This window comes from Bradyrhizobium sp. USDA3010 (assembly GCF_056429065.1).
Genome location: NZ_JBWJZD010000012.1, coordinates 125,160 through 139,310, shown reverse-complemented (window position 1 = coordinate 139,310; position 14,151 = coordinate 125,160). Strand labels below are relative to the sequence as shown.

General features: G+C 64.4%; 14 protein-coding genes and 1 tRNA gene. 5 read left to right on the top strand and 10 right to left on the bottom strand.

Annotation, left to right across the window (positions count from 1 at the left end):
* Positions 1 to 30 precede the first annotated feature (30 nt).
* Together pheT and pheS are read right to left on the bottom strand one after the other, a co-directional pair.
* Positions 31 to 2,439 (bottom strand): phenylalanine--tRNA ligase subunit beta, encoded by a 2,409-nt coding sequence (pheT, locus tag AC066Y_RS20290; RefSeq protein WP_478275422.1) that lies wholly within the window; start codon positions 2,437 to 2,439, stop codon positions 31 to 33.
* Between the two features lie 81 nt (positions 2,440 to 2,520).
* A complete protein-coding gene (gene pheS / locus AC066Y_RS20285; protein WP_478275421.1) occupies positions 2,521 to 3,603 on the bottom strand; it encodes a phenylalanine--tRNA ligase subunit alpha in 1,083 nt (360 codons plus the stop codon).
* 195 nt (positions 3,604 to 3,798) lie between these two features.
* On the opposite strand from pheS, the gene AC066Y_RS20280 reads away from it, so the two are divergent.
* Positions 3,799 to 4,209, top strand: coding sequence for a hypothetical protein (locus tag AC066Y_RS20280; protein ID WP_478275420.1), 411 nt, complete (start codon positions 3,799 to 3,801; stop codon positions 4,207 to 4,209).
* Positions 4,210 to 4,211: 2 nt separating this feature from the next.
* Here the strand turns inward: AC066Y_RS20280 and rplT are convergent, their stop codons facing one another.
* The 3 genes from rplT to infC form a co-directional block, all read right to left on the bottom strand.
* Positions 4,212 to 4,571, bottom strand: coding sequence for a 50S ribosomal protein L20 (gene rplT, locus AC066Y_RS20275; protein WP_029081033.1), 360 nt, complete (start codon positions 4,569 to 4,571; stop codon positions 4,212 to 4,214).
* 77 nt (positions 4,572 to 4,648) lie between these two features.
* Positions 4,649 to 4,849: a 50S ribosomal protein L35 gene (gene rpmI, locus AC066Y_RS20270; protein WP_008539890.1), complete on the bottom strand. Its 201-nt coding sequence runs from the start codon at positions 4,847 to 4,849 to the stop codon at positions 4,649 to 4,651.
* 448 nt (positions 4,850 to 5,297) lie between these two features.
* The gene (gene infC, locus AC066Y_RS20265) at positions 5,298 to 5,837 is read right to left on the bottom strand and encodes a translation initiation factor IF-3 (RefSeq protein ID WP_092126381.1); all 540 of its coding nucleotides are present in this window, start codon (positions 5,835 to 5,837) and stop codon (positions 5,298 to 5,300) included.
* A gap of 228 nt (positions 5,838 to 6,065) precedes the next feature.
* Here infC and AC066Y_RS20260 point away from each other — a divergent pair, with 228 nt between their 5' ends.
* Positions 6,066 to 6,872, top strand: a complete 807-nt coding sequence (locus AC066Y_RS20260; RefSeq protein ID WP_478275419.1) for an alpha/beta hydrolase — start codon at positions 6,066 to 6,068, stop codon at positions 6,870 to 6,872.
* Between the two features lie 23 nt (positions 6,873 to 6,895).
* Positions 6,896 to 7,366 carry a nuclear transport factor 2 family protein gene (locus tag AC066Y_RS20255; protein ID WP_478275418.1) on the top strand — a complete coding sequence of 157 codons (471 nt, stop codon included), beginning with the start codon at positions 6,896 to 6,898 and terminating at the stop codon, positions 7,364 to 7,366.
* Between the two features lie 137 nt (positions 7,367 to 7,503).
* Here AC066Y_RS20255 and AC066Y_RS20250 read toward each other — a convergent pair whose 3' ends face one another.
* Genes AC066Y_RS20250 through AC066Y_RS20240 form a run of 3 tightly spaced genes read right to left on the bottom strand, consistent with a single transcriptional unit; the run spans position 7,504 to position 10,167 of the window.
* A complete protein-coding gene (locus AC066Y_RS20250; protein ID WP_478275417.1) occupies positions 7,504 to 8,301 on the bottom strand; it encodes an acyl-CoA thioesterase domain-containing protein in 798 nt (265 codons plus the stop codon).
* A gap of 34 nt (positions 8,302 to 8,335) precedes the next feature.
* Positions 8,336 to 9,526: a tRNA epoxyqueuosine(34) reductase QueG gene (queG, locus tag AC066Y_RS20245; RefSeq protein ID WP_478275416.1), complete on the bottom strand. Its 1,191-nt coding sequence runs from the start codon at positions 9,524 to 9,526 to the stop codon at positions 8,336 to 8,338.
* Positions 9,475 to 10,167 carry a glutathione S-transferase family protein gene (locus tag AC066Y_RS20240; RefSeq protein ID WP_478275415.1) on the bottom strand — a complete coding sequence of 231 codons (693 nt, stop codon included), beginning with the start codon at positions 10,165 to 10,167 and terminating at the stop codon, positions 9,475 to 9,477. The genes queG and AC066Y_RS20240 overlap by 52 nt, the downstream gene beginning before the upstream one ends.
* Before the next feature lie 263 nt (positions 10,168 to 10,430).
* Between AC066Y_RS20240 and AC066Y_RS20235 the strand changes: the two genes are divergently transcribed.
* Positions 10,431 to 11,237: an undecaprenyl-diphosphate phosphatase gene (locus tag AC066Y_RS20235; protein WP_478275414.1), complete on the top strand. Its 807-nt coding sequence runs from the start codon at positions 10,431 to 10,433 to the stop codon at positions 11,235 to 11,237.
* Positions 11,238 to 11,384: 147 nt separating this feature from the next.
* Here AC066Y_RS20235 and AC066Y_RS20230 read toward each other — a convergent pair whose 3' ends face one another.
* A complete protein-coding gene (locus tag AC066Y_RS20230) occupies positions 11,385 to 12,353 on the bottom strand; it encodes a complex I NDUFA9 subunit family protein (RefSeq protein ID WP_478275413.1) in 969 nt (322 codons plus the stop codon).
* Between the two features lie 148 nt (positions 12,354 to 12,501).
* Here AC066Y_RS20230 and AC066Y_RS20225 point away from each other — a divergent pair.
* A tRNA-Leu gene (locus tag AC066Y_RS20225) sits at positions 12,502 to 12,588 on the top strand.
* Between the two features lie 260 nt (positions 12,589 to 12,848).
* Here the strand turns inward: AC066Y_RS20225 and AC066Y_RS20220 are convergent.
* Positions 12,849 to 14,114, bottom strand: coding sequence for an MFS transporter (locus AC066Y_RS20220; protein WP_478275412.1), 1,266 nt, complete (start codon positions 14,112 to 14,114; stop codon positions 12,849 to 12,851).
* Positions 14,115 to 14,151 lie beyond the last annotated feature (37 nt).

Here is a 14,151-nt window from a genome sequence, read left to right as displayed (position 1 = left end):
GACGATTTCAATACGGTGTGCGCAGCCCGATCAGGCCCGCAGCGTGCCGCCGGTCTTCTTGGTCACCTCGGCGACGACCTTGGCGGCGATCGCGTCGATCTCCTGGTCGGTCATCGTCTTCTCGCGCGGCTGGATCGTCACCGCGATCGCGATCGACTTCTTGTCGGGATCGATGCCCTTGCCTTCATAGACGTCAAACACGGTCACGTCAGTGATCAGCTTCTTGTCGACATTCTGCGCCGCGCGGACGATGTCGCCCGCCTTGACGCTGCGATCGACGATGAAGGCGAAGTCGCGTGACACCGGCTGGAACGCCGAGAGCTCCAGCATCGGCTTGGCGCGGGTCGCCCTCTGCTTGCCTTGCGGGACACGATCGAGGATCACCTCGAACACGATCATCGGGCCGTCGGCGCCGAGCGCCTCGGCGGCACGCGGATGCAATTCGCCGAAAGTGCCGAGCACGTTCTGCGAGCCGATCTGGATGGTGCCGGAGCGCCCCGGATGCAGCCACGCCGGACCTCCCGGGACAATCTGCAGCGCCTGCATCGGCGCGCCAGCGGCCGCCAGCACAGCGAAGGCATCGGCCTTGGCATCCATCGCGTCCGCCGTGGCCGAGCCGGTCCAGTGCCGCCCGATCCCCTTCGACGAGGCGTAGCCATGGCGGACGCCGGAGGCAGCCACGAGCTGGTCCTCGGGTCGGTCGCCGCGGAACACCTGGCCGACCTCGAACAGCGCGACGTCGGGATAGCCGCGGTTGATGTTGGCCTGAGCCGCCGCGACGAGGCCGGGCAGCAGGCTCGGCCGCATGTCGGAGAGATCGGCTGCGATCGGGTTGGCGAGCACGAGCTCGCTCTGGCCGCCGCCGAACAGTTTTGCCGCGTCATTGGTGATGAACGACCAGGTCACGGCCTCCACCATGCCGCGGGCGCCGAGCGCGCGCTTGGCGCGGCGGGTGCGCTGCTGCATCGGCGTCAGCACCGGCTTGCGCGGCTCCTCGCCACGATCGAACGGCGTCATCGGCACCTTGTCGACGCCGACGATACGCACGATCTCTTCGACGATGTCGGCCTTGCCCTGCACGTCGGTGCGCCAGGACGGGATCGCGATCTTCACGACAGGGCCGTTGCCGGCCAGCATGAAGCCGAGCCGGGTCAGGATCAGCTTCACCTCGACCAACGGCACCTCGATGCCGGCGAGGCGCTTGACCTCGCTGAGCGGGAAGTCGACGACGCGATCCTCGCCGAACTGCTTGCCGACCACGACGTTCTCGGACGGCGTGCCGCCGCACAGCTCCAGCACCAGCTTGGTCGCGAGCTCGAGCCCGGGCACCATGAAGGCCGGATCGACACCGCGCTCGAAGCGGTAGCGCGCATCCGAATTGATGCCGAGCTTGCGGCCGGTCTGCGCGATGTTGATCTCGTTCCACAGCGCCGATTCGATCAGCACGTCAGTCGTGTTGTCGCCGCAGCCCGAGGCCTCGCCGCCCATGATGCCGGCGAGCGATTCGACGCCGTGCTCGTCGGCGATCACGCAGACGTTGCTGTCGAGCGTGTAGGTGCGGCCGTCGAGCGCGAGCAGGGTCTCGCCGTCCTTGGCGCGGCGGACGGTGAGGTTGCCCTTGACCTTCTTGGCGTCGAACACGTGCAGCGGACGCGCGCGGTCGTAGGTCATGAAGTTGGTGATGTCGACCAGCGCGTTGATCGGGCGCAGGCCGATCGAGGTCAGCCGCTTCTGCAGCCATTCCGGCGACGGACCGTTCTTCACGCCGCGCACCAGTCGCAGCGCGAAGCCCGGACACAGCGCGGCGTCTTCCACCTTCACCTGAGCCGGGCAGGGGAATTCGCCCTTGATCGGCCTGATGCCCGGGTCCTTGAACTTGCCCATGTCGGCGGCGGACAGATCGCGCGCGATGCCGTGCACGCCGGTGCAGTCCTGCCGGTTCGGCGTCAAATTGATCTCGATGACGGGATCGCCGAGCCCGGCCCAGTCGGCATAGCCCTTGCCGAGCGGCGCGTCGGCCGGCAGCTCCATGATGCCGTCGTGGTCTTCCGAGATCTGCAATTCGGCCGCCGAGCACAGCATGCCGCGGCTCTCGACGCCGCGGATGGTGCCGACGCCGAGCGTGATGTCCTTGCCCGGGATGTAGGTGCCGGGCGGCGAGAACACGCTGATCAGCCCGGCACGCGCATTCGGCGCACCGCACACCACCTGCACCGGCGCACCGCCGTCGCCGGTGTCGACCATGCAGACGCGCAGCCGGTCGGCATTCGGGTGCTGCTCGGCCGAGATCACGCGCGCGATGGTGAACGGCGCGAGCGCCCTCGCCTTGTCCTCGATGTTCTCGACCTCAAGCCCGATCATGGTGAGCTTGTCGGCGAGCTTGTCGAGCGGCTCGTCGGTCTCGAGATGTTCCTTCAGCCAGGAGAGGGTGAACTTCACGGCTGCATGCCTCGGTTCTTGTTGGTGTTGACTAGATTATCTTGGTCGCTCGTTTCACAATGTCGCGCTCACGCGCGGACATCACGTGCTGAGCCCGCCAGCGATCGTCGGGATGTCGAGCGGCTTGAAGCCGTAGTGGTTGAGCCAGCGGATGTCGTTCTCGAACAGCTGGCGGAGATCGGCGATGCCGTATTTCAGCATCGCGATGCGGTCGATGCCCATGCCCCAGGCAAAGCCCTGGTAGACGTCGGGATCGATGCCGCAGGCACGCAGCACGTTCGGATGCACCATGCCGCAGCCGAGGATCTCCATCCAGTCCTCGCCCTCGCCGAAGCGGATCTCGCCCTTGTCGCGGCGACACTGGATGTCGACCTCGAGCGACGGCTCGGTGAACGGGAAGAACGACGGCCGGAATCGCATGTTGATGTGGTCGACCTCGAAGAACGCCTTGCAGAACTCGTGCAGGATCCATTTGAGGTGGCCGAGATGCGAGCCCTTGTCGATCACGAGGCCTTCGACCTGGTGGAATTGCGGCGTGTGGGTCGCGTCGGAGTCGATGCGATAGGTGCGGCCCGGGCAGATCACGCGGATCGGCGGCTTCTGGCTCAGCATCGTGCGCACCTGCACCGGCGAGGTGTGGGTCCGCAGCAGCATGCGCGAGCCGTCCGCCTTCGGATTGAAGAAGAAGGTGTCGTGCATCTCGCGGGCGGGATGGCCGACCGGGAAGTTCAGTTTTGTGAAGTTGTAGTCGTCGGTCTCGATGTCGGGACCTTCGGCGACCGCAAAGCCCATGTCGGCGAAGATCGTGGTGAGTTCGTCCCAGACTTGGCTCAGCGGATGGATGCGGCCGGTCTCCGCGGGTGCCTCGCGCAGCGGCAGCGTGACGTCGATGGTCTCGGCGGCGAGGCGCGCATCGAGCGCGGCCGCTTTCAGCACATCGCGCTTGGCCGCGAGCGCCTGCGTCACCGCATCCTTGGCGAGGTTGATCCTTGCGCCCTCGGTCTTGCGCTCCTCCGGCGACATTTTTCCAAGGGTCGCAAGGAGCGCCGAGATCGAACCCTTCTTGCCGAGCGCCGAGACGCGCACCGCCTCGAGGGCGGCCTCGTCAGCGGCGGAGGCGATCTGGTCGAGGATGGATGTTTCGAGCGTTGCGAGGTTGGACACGGTCAATTCCTGCGCTGAGCATGATCCGGTGGGAAGAGCCGGCTTCCGAACCATGCGCCAAAATTCGGCTGGGTTGTCGCCGCCCGAAGGCCGTAACGTCAAGCAAAAAGCCGGTCATTTCGGGCTTGTGGCCGGCAGCATTGAACCCCGCGCAGAGACCGGGCTACCCAAGGGGAGTGCAAGGAGACCCACGCGATGTTGCTGCGATCTTGCCTGGCCGTGCCGGCGGTGCTGTTCATGCTTGCCACGGCGCAGGCCGCGACCGAGGAATGTCCCGCCAAATCGACCCAGATGGACGACATCATCGCGGTGCTGGAGAAGGCGCCGAACTGTAACCGCGCGATGAAGATCTTCGAGGCGTGCGAATACGGCGCCAGCGGAGACGTCCAGTTCGGTGCGGTGGTCGAGAAGAAATGCGAGGCGGACTTCCTGTCCGGCCTCAAGGGCGCGCCGAAGCGGGCGTACCGGCACGAGATGCAGGTCTGCGACCGCAAGTACCGGAATGAATCCGGCACCATGTACATCTCGTTTACGGCGTTCTGCCGGGCGCAGGTCGCCCAGCGCTATTCGCAGAAGGCGCTGAAAGCGGGCTCCACAGCCCGCTAGGATCAGGCTGCCAGCGCGGCCTTGGCCTTTTCGGCGATCGCCTGGAACGCAACCGGCTCGTGGATCGCGAGATCCGACAGCACCTTGCGGTCGACCACGACGCCCGACTTGGAGAGGCCGTTGATGAACACGCTGTAGGTCATGCCGAACGGGCGGACCGCAGCGTTGATGCGCTGGATCCAGAGCGCGCGGAAGGTGCGCTTCTTGCGCTTGCGGTCGCGGAAGGCGTACTGGCCGGCCTTTTCGACAGCCTGCTTGGCAGTGCGGATCGTGTTCTTGCGGCGGCCGTAATAGCCCTTGGCGGCCTTGAAGACTTTCTTGTGCTTGGCGTGAGAGGTCACACCGCGTTTGACGCGAGACATGACGGAAATCCTTGAGATCTAGAAGAAGTGACGGGGCGCCGCGCCACGCGCGGCCGGGTTCAAGCAGATGAGCGCGATCAGGCGTTCGGCAAGAAGTACTTCTTGACGTTGTCGCCGTCGGTCTTGAACAGCACGCGGGTGCCACGGAGCTGACGGATCTGCTTCTTCGTCCGCTTGATCATGCCGTGGCGCTTGCCGCGCTGGGCGTGCATGACTTTGCCAGTGGCGGTCACCTTGAAGCGCTTTTTAGCGCCCGACTTGGTCTTCAACTTGGGCATTTAGCTCTCCTGTCGCCCAACACGAATATCGCCCAAAGAGGCGTTCGGCCGGCTAAAATGCTCGTTAGAGCGTTGAAAGTGCTATGGTTTTTTCCGAATTGAAAGAACCTGCACTGAACGTCGCCACGGCAGCCCTTGATCAGCCGGGCGGCGAAGGCCCGGCTTATGACAGAGGATCGGCGGTTTTGCAACGTTTGAGACGGCGGAACCGGGCCGAGCTCGGCCTGCTCCTTCTCCCTAAAAGGGGAAGGTCGGGATGGGGTCAGCCGCAGACGCCACAGGAGGAGGGAGGCCCGTAGCCCGGATGGAGCGCAGCGAAATCCGGGACGGTGCATCAGCGGCTCGACCTGCCCCGGATTGCGCTCCGCTCCATCCGGGCTACTGGAAAGAAACGGCCCGCCAGAGGTCTGACGGGCTGCTCCATTTTCAGCAAAGCGACGAATTCGAATTAGCGCGGCGCCAGTACCATCACGACCTGGCGGCCTTCGAACCTCGCGTCCTGCTCGACCTTGGCGAACTCGGCAACGTCGGCCTTCACCTTGTCCAAGAGCTTGGTGCCGATCTCCTGGTGCGCCATCTCACGACCGCGGTAGCGCAAGGTGATCTTGACCTTGTCGCCTTCTTCGAAGAAGCGCTGCATCGCGCGCATCTTCACGTCATAGTCGTGATCGTCGATCATCGGGCGGAGCTTGATCTCCTTGATCTCGACGACCTTCTGCTTCTTGCGAGCTTCGGCGGCCTTCTTCTGCGCGGAATATTTGTACTTGCCGTAGTCCATGATCTTGCAGACCGGGGGACTGACGTTCGGCGAAATCTCGACGAGATCCATGCCGGCTTCCATGGCCATCTTGATGGCCACCATGGTTTCGACGGTGCCCTGGTTGACACCATCTGAATCAATCAGCTGGATCTGCGCGTTGCGAATCTCATCATTGGTGCGCGGCCCGTCTTTTGCGACTGTGGGCGGGGCTCTATTGGGACGGCGAATGGGTAACTCTCCAAAGTTGTGAAAGGGAAGGCGGATATTTTGAAGCAAGACGCTGCGACGGGCAAGCGAACTCGCTCTTTTACGCGGCAAAACCGTCAATTGCGAGGCATTTTGGCCACGCCCGGCACATATTGCGGGCGCGCCTGCTCTGCAAGACGGGCGTGCTGTCGTTGACCGCTGCCGCGCGACGATTGAAAAGCGGATATCTGACACGCGAGTGACCAAACCATGAGCCAAACCGCCACATCCGAGCAGGAACCCGCCTTCATCGAGGTCGGCGAGGGCAGTTCGGCTCGCCGGATCGCGGTGCGCGCCCGGGCTGGCAGCAATCCCGGCCTGTTCTGGCTCGGCGGCTTCAAGTCCGACATGACCGGCACCAAGGCGATCGCGCTCGATGCATGGGCCGCCGAGCATGGCCGCAGTTCGGTCAGGTTCGACTATTCCGGCCATGGCGAATCCGGCGGCGACTTCGCCGACGGAACGATCGGCCGCTGGCTCGAGGAGAGCGTCGCGGTGTTCTCGCAGTTCTGCCGCGGGCCGCAGGTCGTGATCGGGTCCTCGATGGGCGGCTGGATGGCGCTGCTGCTGGCCCGCGAGATCGCCAGACGTGCCAGTGCGGGCGGCGACGGCACAGCCCGGCTCGCCGGTCTCGTGCTGATCGCACCGGCGCCCGACTTCACCGAGGAATTGATGTGGAAGGGCTTCTCGCCGGAGATCCGCGCCGAGATCGAGACCAAGGGCGTCTGGCTCAGGCCATCCGAATATGGCGACGGCTCGCCCTATCCGATCACCCGCAATCTGATCGAGGACGGCCGCAACCACTTGCTGCTCGGCAGCCAGATCGACGTCGGCTGCCCGGTGCGCATCCTGCAGGGCGCGCAGGATCCCGACGTGCCGTGGAAGCATGCGTTCGCGCTGGTGCATCGGCTGCCGGCCGAGGACGTGGTGCTGACCATGATCCAGGACGGCGACCACCGATTGTCGCGTCCGCAGGACATCGCGCGGATCATCGCCGCGGTGGCGGAGATCGGCTAGGCTCTCCGTAAAGGGAGAAGCCAATGGATAATACAACAAGCATGCTGCGCGCATTCTGCGACGCGGTCGAGCAGCGCAACGGCAAGGCCTTCGCGAGCCTCTTCACCGAGGACGGCGTCTATCACGATGTGTTCTATGGCGCGTTCGAGGGGCGCGCCAGAATCGCCGAGATGATCGACGACTGGTTCTACCGGACCGCGACCGATTTCCGCTGGGTGATGCACGATCCGGTCAGCGACGGCACGACGCTCTACGCGCGCTACACGTTCAGCTACCGCTCGACCTTGCCGGAAGCCAACGGCGCGCGTGCGATGTTCGAGGGCGTCGCGATCATGCGGCTGCGCGACGGTAAGATCACGTGTTATCACGAGGTCGCCAACACGGCGCCGGCCTTCGTCGATCTGAACTTCGCGCCGGAGCGGATCGCGAAGATCGTCGGCAAGCAGGGCGCCGCGCTGAGGGCCCGGCCGGAGATGAAGCGGCATTTGGATTGATCGAAGCCGCAATTTCTCTGTCGTCATTCCGGGATGCGCCGCCAGGCGCAGGCCCGGAATCCATAACCACGATCGTGAGTATGGATTCCGGGCTCGCGCCAAGGGGCGCGCCCCGGAATGATGACGGTGAAGAGGACCTACGGCGGCGGCGGATTGGTCATCGGCTTGCGCTGGGCGAGCGCCGCGACGGTGGAGGCGCCGATCGGGCCCTGCTCGTCATAGAGCCAGCATTCGCCGATCGCGATGCCGTCGGTGGCGTGATGGTTGACGACCTCGAAGCCGATCCAGTTGCTCACCGGCAAACGGTGCAGATAGATCGTGACGTCGCTGTTGATGTAGCCGAGGCCCTGGTCGCCGGCGTTTGCGAACGGGCTGGCGAAATCCGCGCCGGTCGCGACATGGACGAACGGCGTCATCTTCACGCCCGCGACGAGCTCGCGGACTTCACTCATCCAGAGCCTGCGCTCGCCGAGCGAGCCCATATGGCCGATGATCGGCCGCGTCTCCCATTTGCCGTTCATGCCGAGCCTCGGATCGGCCGGCTTCGGGATCTCCGCGGGCGCCGGCACCTTCCAGTTCGGCGGCGACCACACATTGCCGGGCGCATTTTCCGTCCTGCGCAACAATTGGCAGGAGGCGCGCGCCATGCTGGTGCCGCCGGAGATAAACTCGGCCTCGATCACCTTGATGCGGAGCCCATCGCGCACGAGCTTCGTCGTCACCTCGACCGGTGTCGTGATGTTGGGCAGTCGAAACATGTCGACCGTGAGCCGTGCGGGGACGAAATCAGCGGAGCTGTGGCGCTCCTCGATGACGAAGCCGAGCAGGCCGATCACGACGCGGCCGTGCATCGATTCCGGGCTCCACGGTCCGTTGGCAACTGACGTCGGCATGAAGCCGTCGCCATGTCTGGTGAAGAAGGGCTGGTTTGTCATGGTTGTCGACCATGACGGGAACGGCGCGATGAAATCAAGAGGCGGCTGCCGCGCGCCACTCCAGCTGCACACTGGCATCGGGCTCGCCACCGGCCCGTGACGCCAGCGCCGCGAACGCATCGCGGGCGATCAGTTGCGACAGCGCCCACACCGCGGCGCCGCGCACCAGCGGGCTTGCATCGTCGAGCAGCCGCTGCGCCTCACCGGCGAGGCTTGCATCGCCAGAATTGCCGATCGCGATCAGCACATTGCGGATCAAGCGGTCGCGGCCGATGCGCTTGACCGGCGATTTCGTGAACAGCGCGCGAAACGCGGCATCGTCGAGGCGTGCGAGATCGGCGAGCGCGGGCGCGCGTAACGCGTCGCGCGCCGCAAGCTTCTGCTCGCGTCCCGCCATCGCGAACTTGTTCCACGGACACACCGCGAGGCAGTCGTCGCAGCCATAGATGCGGTTGCCGATGGCCTTGCGGAATTCGTGCGGGATCGGACCCTTGTTCTCGATCGTCAGATACGAGATGCAGCGCCGCGCATCGAGCTTGTAGGGGGCGGGAAACGCCGCGGTCGGGCAGATGTCCTGGCAGGCGCGGCAACTGCCGCAATGATCGGCTTCGCGCTCATCGCTCGGCAGCTCGGTCGCGGAATAGATCGCGCCGAGAAACAGCCACGAGCCGAACTCGCGCGACACCAGATTGGTGTGCTTGCCCTGCCAGCCGATGCCGGCGGCTTGCGCGAGCGGCTTTTCCATGACCGCGGCGGTGTCGACGAACACTTTCACTTCATCGCCGGTCATCGTTGCGAGCCAGCGCGCCAGAATCTTCAGCCGCTTCTTGATCACGTCGTGATAGTCGTCGCCTTGCGCATAGACCGAGATCGCGCCATGCGATCGGCGCGCGAGAATGTTGAGCGGATTGTCGTCGGGCCCGTAATTGACGCCGAGCATGATGATCGAGCGCACGCCACCCCACAGCACGCGTGGGTCCGTGCGCCGCTCCGGATTGGCCGCGAGCCAGTCCATCTCGCCATGGCCGCCGGAGCCGAGGAATTCCAAAAAATATTGTCCGGCCGCGCGCGTCGCATCCGGATCGGTAAAGCCGATGGCATCGAAGCCGAGCGCGCGCGCCTCGCGCGCAAGTGCGGCCTTGAGATCGGACGGAGAGAGCCTGACCGCCTGGTTCAGAAGTCGAGGTCCACATAGGTGCGCGATGCCGGCACCCCCGCCAGCCATTCGCTGAGCAGCGGGCGGAACGACGGGCGGGATTTCACCCGCGCGTACCACGACTTTGCCGCGTCGTCCTCGCTCCATGGCACGTCGCCCAGATAGTCGATCGCCGAGAGATGCGCCGCGGCGGCGAGATCCGCGTAGGTCAGGCGGTCACCGGCGAGATAGTTCCGCGTCTTCGCCAGCCAGCCGATATAGTTCAGATGATAGCGCACATTGACCTTGGCGGCGCGCATGATGTCGGGGGCCGGCGGACCGCCGCCATTATCCTCGCTCATGAAGCGTTTGTAGATCCGCTCGGTCACCAGCGGGTTGGAGGCTTCCTCGAAGAATTTCTCGTTGAACCACGCCATCAGCCGGCGCACCTCGACGCGCTCGGCCGAAGACGTCGGCAGCAGCCGACGTTCGCCGGCATCGAGGCCATGCGTCTCGTCGACATATTCGGCGATCACAGGCGCCCCCGGGATCGGCGGAAAGCCCTCGGCGATCAGCACCGGCGTGGTTGCCGCCGGATTGAGCGCGAGGTACGCCTCGCGCCGCTCCCAGACCCGTTCCTCCACCAGGCGCAGATCGAGGCCATACTCGCCGAGCACGAGGCGAATGAAGCGCGAATGCGGACAGAACGGATGGTGATACAGCGTATACATGAAGCCCTTGGTAGTGTCGTGGCGCTTAAGAAACCATCAACCTGTGTGACCTGAACCTGTGATTTGGCCAGACCAGTTCCGCTCGTCTCTATGTCGCGTCGGCACGCAAACCGGTAGCCACCCCCGCAGATGGTGCGGGTCACAAAAACGCTATAGCCCAGCAAATCGGCCGGGTAACCCATTGTTTGACGATTCTTTGCGATTGCGGCCTATGTGCGAATAAGCGAGAAGAATTCGGTTTTCCACACAGGGCAGATCAGATCATGATGACGGATATGCTGCGGGCGGTGATTCTCGGCATCGTCGAGGGCGTCACAGAGTTCCTGCCGGTTTCTTCGACAGGCCACCTGCTGCTCGCGGAACGCTTCTTCAATCTCGGCGAAGGCAATTTCTGGAAGAGTTTCGCGATCCTGATTCAGCTTGGTGCGATCCTCGCGATCCTCGTGCTCTACTTCACCAGATTGTGGCGCGTCGCGCTCGGCATGTTCTCCAACCCCGACGACCGCCGCTTCGTGATCGGCGTGCTGGTGGCGTTCCTGCCCGCCGTCGTGATCGGCCTGATCGCCGGCAAATACATCAAGGAATTCCTGTTCAATCCGTGGGTGGTCTGCTTCACGCTGATCGTCGGCGGCGCCGTCCTGCTCTGGGTCGATCAGCTCGATCTCAAAGTGTACGAGGACGATGCGACCCGGTTCCCGCTGTTGATGTATTTCTGGATCGGCGTCGCGCAGTGCCTGGCGATGATCCCCGGCGTGTCGCGCTCCGGCGCCAGCATCGTGGCGGCGATGCTGCTCGGCGCCGACAAGCGCTCGGCGGCGGAGTTCTCGTTCTTCCTCGCGATCCCGACCATGATCGGCGCGTTCGCCTATGATTTCTACAAGAACCGCGCCGACTTCACCTCGGACAATCTCAGCGTCATCGCGGTCGGTTTCGTGGTCTCCTTCATCGTTGCAATGGTCGTGGTGAAGACGTTCCTCAACTACGTCACCCGCCACGGCTTCACCTTCTTCGCCTGGTGGCGCGTGATCGTCGGCACGCTCGGCCTGATCGCGTTGGCGATGGGACGGTAAGGCGCGCTCCGCTGTCGTCCCTGCGAAAGCAGGGGCCGATAACCCCAAGTCTTTGTTGGTTACGCGCGATGGGGCCACAGCTCCGCACAAAGCGGACATTTGTGGCTATGGGTCCCGGCCTTCGCCGGGACGGCGGGTGGAGAGTGCTTACGCGCTCTTCTTCTGGAACTGCCCCGTCGCGCGGAAGCGCCAGAGATATTGCGGGGCGATCGCTTCCATCGAATCGGGCGTGATGCCGAGGCCGGCGAAGGTCAGACCGGCGGCCTTGGCGGCGTCGGACACCACATTGTCCGAGCGCAGCATCGCGACCTGATCCGGGGTCAACGTGAACGGCCCCGGCGCGAATTGCAGGACATACGACTGCAGCTTGGCGAGGCCGAACGGCAGCGGCGCCAGCATGCGGTCGCGCTGGGTGATCTGAAGGATGATCTGCATCACCTCGCGCATGGTCAGCACTTCCGGGCCGCCGAGCTCGTAGGTCGCGCCCGGCTTCGCCTTGCCGTCGACGGCATCGGCCACGGCGTCCGCGACGTCGGCGACATAGGCCGGCTGCACCTTGTTGACGCCACCGCCGACCAGCGGCAGCACCGGCGACATCCGCGCCAGCGCCGCAAAGCGGTTGGTGAATTGATCCTCGGGCCCGAACAGCAGCGACGGCCGCATGATGGTGGCCTGCGGCAGGGCCGCCTGCACCGCCTGCTCGCCTTCCGCCTTGGCGCGGTAATAGCCCGACAGCGAATCCTTATCGGCCCCGATCGCCGAGACGTGGACCATCTTGGCGCCTGCTGTAGCGGCCGCCTTGGCGATGGTCTCGGCGCCCTTCACCTGCACCGCGTCAAAGCTCTGCCCGCCGCCCTCGGCCAGGATGCCGACCAGGTTGATGGCGATATGCGAATCACGCATCGCCGCCTCGACCGAGGCCGGGTAGCGCACATTGGCCTGGACGGCATGAATCTGCCCGACGCGGCCGAGCGGCTGCAGGTGGCCGGCCAGCTCAGGCCGCCGCACCGCGACTCGCACGCGGTAATCGCGCTTGCAGAGCGCCCGGACCACGTTCCGTCCCAGAAAACCCGATCCGCCGAAGACCGTGACGAGCGTTTCCAGGTTCGATGCCATGAGGTCCATTCCTGCCGGATTCGAGAGCGATTGGGCGTATTTAGCGCTTCTCGCGATACGCCATCAGCCCAATCCTGTACAGGCTATTTGAATTTCCAATCGCGAATTTGACAAGCGCGTAACCGATCCTTACTAAGCCGCTCCACATGCCCAGGTGGCGGAATTGGTAGACGCGCTGGCTTCAGGTGCCAGTGGCTTAACGGCCGTGAAGGTTCGAGTCCTTTCCTGGGCACCACCCCCTTTTTAAGCGATTGAAATCGCTAACGTTCGTGGGGCGGGTTAGGCGAAGCCGTGACCCGCCACCGACGAGGGCGTTTGGGCTTCAGGCAGCACTGATCTTAGAAGTAAGCGGATCGTTGCGTCGCTGCCTAACGAGATCAATCCAGTATCGACAAGACCAATCGGACGAGACGGCCAGCCCGCGCCACCAATTGGTCCGCGCTGGCCGATTCAAGCTCGTCCCGGCCGCCATACCTCCAGATCCGCGACCGCCCATCACACCACCCGCCGCCCCGCGCGCTTTGCGATCGGCCGCTGCACAAAATACATCGCGATCAGCGAGATCATCGAGCTCGCTACCACGACATAGCCGATGCGGTCGAAATGCAGCAGCGAGCCGTCCGGATTTTCGGCGACGATCGCGGCTGCCGCCACCGAGCCGAGCCCGCCCGACAATTGCTGCACCGACGCTGAGACCGCGCTGAACGAGCCGCGCTGGCTGGCGTCCGGAATCGCCGACATCAGCGCCTGCGACGGGATCATGCGCGAGAAGATGCCGACGAACATCAGCACATTGACGATGATCGCGGTCAGCAGCGAGACGTGGCCGAGGTGGGTGTAGATCAGCACCATGATGGCCGACACCATGCAGCCGAAGATGAAGGTCGGATATTTGCCGAACGCATCGCTGGCGCGGCCGACCAGCGGTCCCATCAGGATGCTGAACAGCCCGGAGACCAGATAGATCGTCGGCAGATGGACGATATCGATGCCGAGATTGTGCACGGTGAAGGCGCTGCCGAACGGCATCAGCATGAAGCCGCCGGTCGCCAGCAGCGTCGTGACCAAAAAGGCCAGCGTGTAGCGCGGCTGCGCGACGGTTGAGATCAAATGCTGGAACGGGTTGCGGTCGTGCTGCAGCTTGAGATGCCCGTCGACCGGCTCCATCACCAGCGCGATGGTGGCGATCGCCGCGATCGACAGGCCGACGATAGCGACGAAGCAGACGTGCCAGTTCCAGTGATTGGCCAGGAAAAGTCCGGCGGGCACGCCGAGCACCTGGCTCGCGGCGAACGCGGTCTGGATGAAGCCCATCACCCGGCCGCGCAGATGCAGCGGAAACAGGTCGGTGACGATGGCGAGCACGACGGAGCCGATCACCCCGCCGAACAGGCCGGTGACGATGCGGCCGAGCAGCAAGATATGGAAATTCTGCGCCAGTGCGCACAGCACGGTGCCGAACGTGAAGCCGACATAGAAGAACAGCAAGAGCCGCTTGCGGTCGAAGCGATCGGCAAAGCCGGCGGCGAGGATGCCGGAAATGCCCGCCGCGAACGCATAGGCCGAGACCGCGACGCCGAACTGGCCGGCCGTGATGTTGAGCGACGGCATCAGGATGGCGCCGAGCGGTGACATGATGATGAAGTCGAGGATCAGGGTGAACTGCGTGAAGGCAAGCAGCGCGATCAGGAGCGATTGATAGCGCGAAAAGCCGCGTTCCTGCGGCTCGTCGATCGGCGCGGCGATGGTCTGTTCCGACATGAGGCTCATTTCACTGAAGGGTAAGTGCGGGCTGGCA

Excerpts from the sequence above, each read along its gene's own strand:
- AC066Y_RS20280 (WP_478275420.1), top strand. The coding sequence starts at position 3,799 with ATGTTGCTGCGATCTTGCCTGGCCGTGCCGGCGGTGCTGTTCATGCTT.
- rplT (WP_029081033.1), bottom strand. The coding sequence starts at position 4,571 with ATGTCTCGCGTCAAACGCGGTGTGACCTCTCACGCCAAGCACAAGAAA.
- rpmI (WP_008539890.1), bottom strand. The coding sequence starts at position 4,849 with ATGCCCAAGTTGAAGACCAAGTCGGGCGCTAAAAAGCGCTTCAAGGTG.
- AC066Y_RS20260 (WP_478275419.1), top strand. The coding sequence starts at position 6,066 with ATGAGCCAAACCGCCACATCCGAGCAGGAACCCGCCTTCATCGAGGTC.
- AC066Y_RS20255 (WP_478275418.1), top strand. The coding sequence starts at position 6,896 with ATGGATAATACAACAAGCATGCTGCGCGCATTCTGCGACGCGGTCGAG.
- AC066Y_RS20250 (WP_478275417.1), bottom strand. The coding sequence starts at position 8,301 with ATGACAAACCAGCCCTTCTTCACCAGACATGGCGACGGCTTCATGCCG.
- queG (WP_478275416.1), bottom strand. The coding sequence starts at position 9,526 with ATGGCTGGCGGGGGTGCCGGCATCGCGCACCTATGTGGACCTCGACTT.
- AC066Y_RS20240 (WP_478275415.1), bottom strand. The coding sequence starts at position 10,167 with ATGTATACGCTGTATCACCATCCGTTCTGTCCGCATTCGCGCTTCATT.
- AC066Y_RS20235 (WP_478275414.1), top strand. The coding sequence starts at position 10,431 with ATGATGACGGATATGCTGCGGGCGGTGATTCTCGGCATCGTCGAGGGC.
- AC066Y_RS20230 (WP_478275413.1), bottom strand. The coding sequence starts at position 12,353 with ATGGCATCGAACCTGGAAACGCTCGTCACGGTCTTCGGCGGATCGGGT.
- AC066Y_RS20220 (WP_478275412.1), bottom strand. The coding sequence starts at position 14,114 with ATGTCGGAACAGACCATCGCCGCGCCGATCGACGAGCCGCAGGAACGC.